4 protein-coding genes and 2 tRNA genes are annotated in these 2,780 nt (G+C 73.3%); 3 read left to right on the forward strand and 3 right to left on the reverse strand.

Annotated features, from left to right (window positions below):
- Positions 1 to 462: 462 nt before the first annotated feature.
- Positions 463 to 539, reverse strand: a tRNA-Arg gene (locus VGL20_13355).
- A gap of 241 nt (positions 540 to 780) precedes the next feature.
- Here VGL20_13355 and VGL20_13360 point away from each other — a divergent pair.
- Positions 781 to 857, forward strand: a tRNA-His gene (locus VGL20_13360).
- A gap of 16 nt (positions 858 to 873) precedes the next feature.
- On the opposite strand, the gene VGL20_13365 is transcribed toward VGL20_13360, so the two are convergent.
- Entirely contained in the window at positions 874 to 1,257 is a 384-nt protein-coding gene (locus tag VGL20_13365; protein ID HEY2704669.1) for a DoxX family protein, read from the reverse strand.
- A 96-nt stretch (positions 1,258 to 1,353) separates the two neighbouring features.
- Between VGL20_13365 and VGL20_13370 the strand changes: the two genes are divergently transcribed.
- Together VGL20_13370 and VGL20_13375 are read left to right on the forward strand one after the other, a co-directional pair.
- Complete coding sequence (locus VGL20_13370; protein ID HEY2704670.1) at positions 1,354 to 1,518, forward strand: hypothetical protein; 165 nt, start codon at positions 1,354 to 1,356, stop codon at positions 1,516 to 1,518.
- A gap of 52 nt (positions 1,519 to 1,570) precedes the next feature.
- Positions 1,571 to 2,284 (forward strand): metal-dependent transcriptional regulator, encoded by a 714-nt coding sequence (locus tag VGL20_13375; GenBank protein HEY2704671.1) that lies wholly within the window; start codon positions 1,571 to 1,573, stop codon positions 2,282 to 2,284.
- A 40-nt stretch (positions 2,285 to 2,324) separates the two neighbouring features.
- On the opposite strand, the gene VGL20_13380 is transcribed toward VGL20_13375, so the two are convergent.
- Positions 2,325 to 2,780: DUF899 family protein (locus VGL20_13380; protein HEY2704672.1), on the reverse strand; the 456-nt coding region annotated here is incomplete at its 5' end.

The raw sequence follows: 2,780 nt of genomic DNA on the forward strand, positions 1-2,780 counted from the left end.
TCTGAGATGCGAGCAGCCGGCGCCCCACCGGGGAGGCGGATCGACTCCACCACCCGGGTAGCAGACCGCACCCGCTGAGTGGGCGCAAGGCGACCCTCCGGGCTCCGCTGCGCTCCGGCCCTGCACCCGCGGGAGCGGCCCGCTCATCACCCGGGCGTCGATCCACCACCCCGGAGGACACCTCGATGGCCCGCACCCTCAGCACCACCACGGAGGCTCCCGCCTCCACCACCGCGGCGCAGCGCCGCACCGGTCCCGCCCTCAACCGCGTCCAGCTCATCGGCCGGCTCGCCGCCAACCTTCGGCCGGGTCCGGTCCCGGTAGAGGACGAGCGTCTTGCTGAAGGCGTGCTTGGGGGTGTCGAGCGGCACCACCCGCGCACTCTACAGCACGAGCAGAACAGGAGCCAAAGATCGTGACAGAACTGCCGAAATTGTTGGAGCTGAGCCAACTTTGCCGCAGTGGCGCCCCCTGCAGGACTCGAACCTGCGACCGGCCGCTTAGAAGGCGGCTGCTCTATCCAGCTGAGCTAAGGGGGCACGCCCGGGGCAGTCTACGGTGGTCACCGCCGGTCGCCTGCCGCATATGATCGGGCCCGCGGGGCTCCCTGACGCAAGCCCGACCTCTCCCGCCTCGACCGCGGGCCCTCGCCGCCGCGGCGGTCACGGAGCGCGCCGAGGCGCACCGGGTCCTCCCACCAGCCGGGCGGACGGTCAGCCACGGGCCGGGGCGGGTATCATCACTGCGCCTCGTCGCGGGCGCGGCCGCGGCCGGCTCGGGGTGGCCATAGCTCAGCTGGTTAGAGTGCCAGGTTGTGGCCCTGGAGGTCGAGGGTTCAAATCCCTCTGGCCACCCCACCTTCCGGTCGCAGGCTCAGCCCTCGCACGCGATCACCGTGAGCAGGCCGCCGGCGATCGCCACGTTCTTGAGGAAGTGCACCTCCTGCATCCGCCGGGCGGGGCCCTCCTCGTTCCAGAAGGGGTGCCCCACCAGCGTGGTGGGCACCAGGAGCCCGAGCAGGGCGAGCGCCGACAGGCGGGGGCGGATGCCGATCCCGAGCGCGGTGCCGGCGATCGCCATGGCGGCGCCGTTGAGACGCACCATGAGCTCCGGCTGAGGGATGCCGAGGGCCTCGAGCTTGCTCGGTCTCATGCCCGGGTCGGTCGCGGTGTCGATGCCGCTGTGGATGAAGATCGAGGCGATCCCGATCCTGCCCAGCCGGCGCACCCGCGTGGGGCCGCCGTCCTTCTCGCGCATGGGATTCCTCCGTGGTGGGGTGGGGGCGAGGGTAGCCCGTCCGCACCGGGCTGGGGGAGCGCCGGAGCCGGCCTGGCCCGGTGCTACGCTCGGGCGGTGGCACTGGCGCTCGTCCTCATCCTCGCGGGCACGGTGCTCTGGCTGCTCGCCGTCGTCGGGCTGATCCGCGATCGCCGGTCGGCGCTGTGGAACCGGGTGGTGGTGGGGCTGCTGCTGGTCGCGCTTCCCCCCGCAGCGGCGGTGTACTGGTTCCGCCACTGACCCACCGCGGTGCCGGTCGGGGGGCCGAACCGGGCTGGGGTAAGATCCGGGCATGGCCGAGGAGCAGTCACCGGACGGAGCTCCGCTCGAGGCCCATCGCACCGAGACGGTGGACCGCTACCTCGAGTGCGTCTACTACATCGCCCACGAGGGTGAGACCGTCCGTCCCAGCCGGCTCGCCGACTGGCTCGGGGTCAGCGCTCCGACGGTGAGCGTCAACCTGCAGCGGCTCGAGCGCGACGGCTGGGTGGGCATCGCCCGCGACCGCAGCGTCGCGCTGACCCCCCGCGGCGAGGAGGTCGCGGCGCGGATCGTCCGCCGTCACCGCCTCCTGGAGCGCTGGCTGACCGACGTGCTCGGGCTCGACTGGGCGACCGCCGACCGCGAGGCGGGCCGGCTCGCCCACGGGTTCTCCGATCTCGTCCTCGAACGGCTGGACGGCCACCTCGGCGAGCCGGTCACCTGTCCCCACGGGAACACCATCCCGGGCCGTGCCGCGCGGACCCACGAGCTGGTCGCGCTCGCCGACCTCGAGCCCCACACCCCGGCGCGCATCGCGCGGATCTCGGAGGTGGCCGAGCACGAGGCCCCCGAGCTGCTCCGCCTGCTCGACACCCACGGCCTCGTCCCGGGCGCCGAGGTCGAGATCGAGGAGATGGAGGGCGGCGCCGGCGCGCTGGCGGTCAGCGTCGGCGGCCACCGCGTCGCCCTGGGGACGTCGAAGGCCCGCGCCATCTGGGTCGAGGTCGCCGAGCCGGCCATCTAGCTGGCGCTTCGGGTCGGGGGTTTCGGGGCGTCGGAGCTCGTCAGTGGTGGTGGCCCTGGCGGCCGAGGGTCTCGACGGGGGTCGCGCCGGGGCGGGTCCACTGCGGCACGGGGCGGCTGGTCGGGCCCCAGCTGGCGTTCCCGTCCGCGTCCGAGCGCCAGTACCAGCACGCGTGGTTGCCCTCGGGCCAGCCTTCCGGCGTGTCCTCCCACGCCTCGCCCCGGCCGTACGGCGTCATGTCGAGCAGGCCGAAGGACCCGCTGAACCGCTCGTTGCCGCGGCCGGTCGTGGAGTAGGTGAGGAACACGCGGTCGCCCTGGGCATCCGGGACGCGCAGGAAGCAGGTGAGGTAACCCATCTCGCCCCCGACCGGCTCGGCCACGTCCCGCACCGAGTACCAGGGCTGGGGGTAACCCATGAACTCCACGAAGGAGGCCACCTCGTCCCACCGGCCCGTGGTCAGGATGGCGAACGAGACGCCGCGGGCGTTGGGGTA

This window comes from Candidatus Dormiibacterota bacterium (assembly GCA_036495095.1).
Taxonomy (GTDB): domain Bacteria; phylum Chloroflexota; class Dormibacteria; order Aeolococcales; family Aeolococcaceae; genus CF-96.